Source organism: Anaerolineales bacterium (assembly GCA_022866145.1).
Taxonomy (GTDB): Bacteria; Chloroflexota; Anaerolineae; order Anaerolineales; family E44-bin32; genus PFL42.
The window spans coordinates 1-2,924 of sequence record JALHUE010000087.1 but is presented as its reverse complement, the minus strand read 5'-3'; the positions used below and the strand labels follow the sequence as shown (position 1 = coordinate 2,924).

Sequence of the window (2,924 nt, the reverse complement as noted above, 5' to 3'; positions counted from 1 at the left end):
ACTCCGCTCCGCTTCGCCCTCTACCATCTTCAGTGCACACCCAGGGTGCACCCAAGGGTGAGGGCGGGTGTCTTTCGACTTGCGCGGGAATGACACGCTCGCCCTCATTACCCTCCTGGCTTGCCCATCGCCGCCATGTCCGTGGTGTGGTATTCCTGAACCAGACGCAACTCGTTCTCCGCTTTCGGGAAGAAGAAGAACACCAACGCCGCGCCGATCAGCACCGCCACGACGCCGGCCAGGTAGGCTTCATCATCCCCCGCCAGGAAGCCTTCCTTGGCTGCTTCCGTGATCTGCGTCGCGTATTGCGGATACTCCGCCGCCACCGCCTGGGCGCCGGCGTAAGACATCTCCATCTGGTTGGCGATGGCCGGTGTCACCTGCGCAGCCTCCGGGGAGGCGGCGATGGCGGCGGTCACGGCGGCGGCGTACCCGGCCGCCAGAAGCACGCCGAAAAGGGAGTTGAACAGCGCACCGCCCAGGTCGCGCTGCAGATCGGCCGTGCCGGAGGCCATGCCCACGCGCGTCACCGGCACCGAGCCGGTCAGCGACCGCGAAGCGGGCGTGCCGGAAAGGCCAATACCGACGCCGATGAGACAGAAGGCCAGGATCACGACCAGGAAGGAGGCGGTCTCCGTCCACAAGAAGAGCATGGTCAGGAAAGCGAGCAGGATGAAGACGTACCCCGTCAGCAGCGTTTGCCGGGAGCCCTTGGCCTCGACCATCTTCGCCGAGCGCGGCGCGGCCATGATCATGAAGGCGCCCGCAAACAGGGCCGGCAGCGCGGCCTGGACCGTGTTGAAACCAAGCACGTTCTGCATGTACTGCTGCCCGATGAACATCGCCCCCATCAGCGACCCGAAGATGATGATGCCCGCGACGGCCGCCACCCAGAACGTTGGCCGGCGGGCGACCTTGAGGTCAAACAGCGGGTTCGCCGCGCGACGCTGCCGCACCACGAACAGCACGACGGCGATGAGCGCCACGAGCAGGAGTCCCACGGCGAGCTGCTGGTAGGCGGGAACCGGTAGGAAGTTGATGGAAAGGATGAAGCTGCCAACGAGCACGACCGAGAGAATGCCCCCCAGGTTGTCGACCGGTTCCGTCGCCTCATTGACGTGAGCCGGGATGTTGCGCATCGCCATGAACAAGGCCAGCGCGGCCAGAGGGATGACGATGAAGAAGACCCACGGCCAGCTAGCCACTTCGAGCAGAATCCCGGCAAGCAGAGGTCCAGAAACCGAAATGGCGCCGCCCAGCGCAGCCCACATGGCGATCGAGCGCGTACGCCCCGGCCCGGGCGGCCACAGGGCGGCGATAAGGGCCAGCGTCGTGGGATAAGCCATGCCGGCGGCGAACCCGCCGAACAGACGTCCGAAGATCAGGACATTGATGGTCGGCGCAAAGCCGCTGACGAGCGCGGCCGGGATGGCAAGTGCCACCCCGAGGATCGCCATCATCTTGCGACCGTAGCGGTCACCGAGCGCGCCTAGCCACAGGACGGAACACGCCAGGCCGAGCGAATACGCCACGGCCACCAGGTTGAGCTGGGTCTGGGAGGCGTCAAAGTAAGCGCCGATCGTCGGAAGGGCGACATTCGCCATCGCCAGCGGAAGATTGGCGACGGCCGCTACGATCACGAGCGTAAGAAGAACTCGCCGCGCGTTGGCGGGCTCTCCGCTTGCGGGCATGACACTGGCTTGAGCAGTCATTTCTTTTCCTCGGAAGAGACTTGGAACCGAAAGAGAGTCTCAGACACTGGGCTCGGCCGAACGTCCTGCCTCACTTGCCATCCGAACCTCCTCATGCCAGGGTTCCGGCTCCTCCCACTTCCAGTGCAGGGAGGCTTGTCGGAAGCTGAATCCCACCAACCAGGCCAACAGGGTGGCGGGCCAGACCGTAAGGCCGAGCGCATCGAGGATGATGTAGACGACAACCGTCAGTACCGCCGTCCCGACGAACCACTCGCCGCGGGTGAACTGCTGAGGCGTCACACCCGAGGTCAAGTCGATGAAATAGCGCCCGGCGGTCGGGCCAACGACGCCAATCAGGATGACAGCGATCAGGGGGAGATCGGCCGCCAATGCTTTCTGCGCGCCGATGATGGCATACCAGGGAAGGGAAAAGGCCGCCATGAAGTCGAATATCCGCCGCACTTCGGAGTGACTGCGGTGCCGAGTCACTCGCAGCGCCGCCATGGCTGCCAGAAAGCACAGAATGAGATAGAAGGGATTGGTCAAGGCGCTGGGCAGGTCGTTGAGGAGGACATCGCGGGTGACGCCGCCGCCGATACCGCCGATGACGGCGATGAGGATGATCCCGACCGTTGTCCAGGCCTTGCGGTGATCGCGGCGGTGGGCCAGTATGGCTCCGTTGAAGGCGTTCGTTGTGGCCGCGATCAGATCGATGGCGACGAAACTGCCGATGGTCCAGGTGCCGAGGTAGTTGAGAAAGGTATTGAAGTCCATGGTGCTATCCACATGCGGGCGCCAGCGCGCCCTCGCGTAGGAACCGGTTGGTTGTCTCGGAGACCCCTCCGCCGTGCCCCCGGAGGAGAGGGGTCCATGGGCGCCGTTCAGGACGGCCCGCCGAGGGTGCTGGTGGGGGCCAGACAGCGCTCCGGCGGGAGGGCGGCTCCGGGCCGGCCACCCGCCGGAAAGATCGGACGATCTACGTGCCGAGGATCTTGGCCTTGGCGGCGGCAAACTCGGCGTCGGTCAAAACACCGGCGTTGTGCATTTGTGCCAACTGCTGGATCTGGGTGTTGACATCCGCCTCGGCCAGGGCCGCAGCCGGTGCCGGCGCTGCCGACTGCGCAGCCGCCTGGTCCGCCGCTGCCTGTTGGGAGGCGCCACTCTTAGCCGCGGCATGGCCGACAACCGCCGCCCCGACAACCATGCGCCTTCGTCGTGCTCGTCTCATTT

Annotated in this window: 3 protein-coding genes; all 3 read right to left on the bottom strand. The window is 65.3% G+C overall.

Annotated features, from left to right (window positions below; genetic code table 11):
- Nucleotides 1-107 precede the first annotated feature (107 nt).
- Nucleotides 108-1,712: an MFS transporter gene (locus tag MUO23_02895; GenBank protein MCJ7511902.1), complete on the bottom strand. Its 1,605-nt coding sequence runs from the start codon at nucleotides 1,710-1,712 to the stop codon at nucleotides 108-110.
- Between the two features lie 39 nt (nucleotides 1,713-1,751).
- Nucleotides 1,752-2,468 carry a TRIC cation channel family protein gene (locus tag MUO23_02890; GenBank protein MCJ7511901.1) on the bottom strand — a complete coding sequence of 239 codons (717 nt, stop codon included), beginning with the start codon at nucleotides 2,466-2,468 and terminating at the stop codon, nucleotides 1,752-1,754.
- A 202-nt stretch (nucleotides 2,469-2,670) separates the two neighbouring features.
- The coding region (locus tag MUO23_02885) for an SHOCT domain-containing protein (GenBank protein ID MCJ7511900.1) at nucleotides 2,671-2,924 on the bottom strand (254 nt) is incomplete at its 5' end.

Excerpts from the sequence above, each read along its gene's own strand:
- MUO23_02895 (MCJ7511902.1), bottom strand. The coding sequence starts at position 1,712 with ATGACTGCTCAAGCCAGTGTCATGCCCGCAAGCGGAGAGCCCGCCAAC.
- MUO23_02890 (MCJ7511901.1), bottom strand. The coding sequence starts at position 2,468 with ATGGACTTCAATACCTTTCTCAACTACCTCGGCACCTGGACCATCGGC.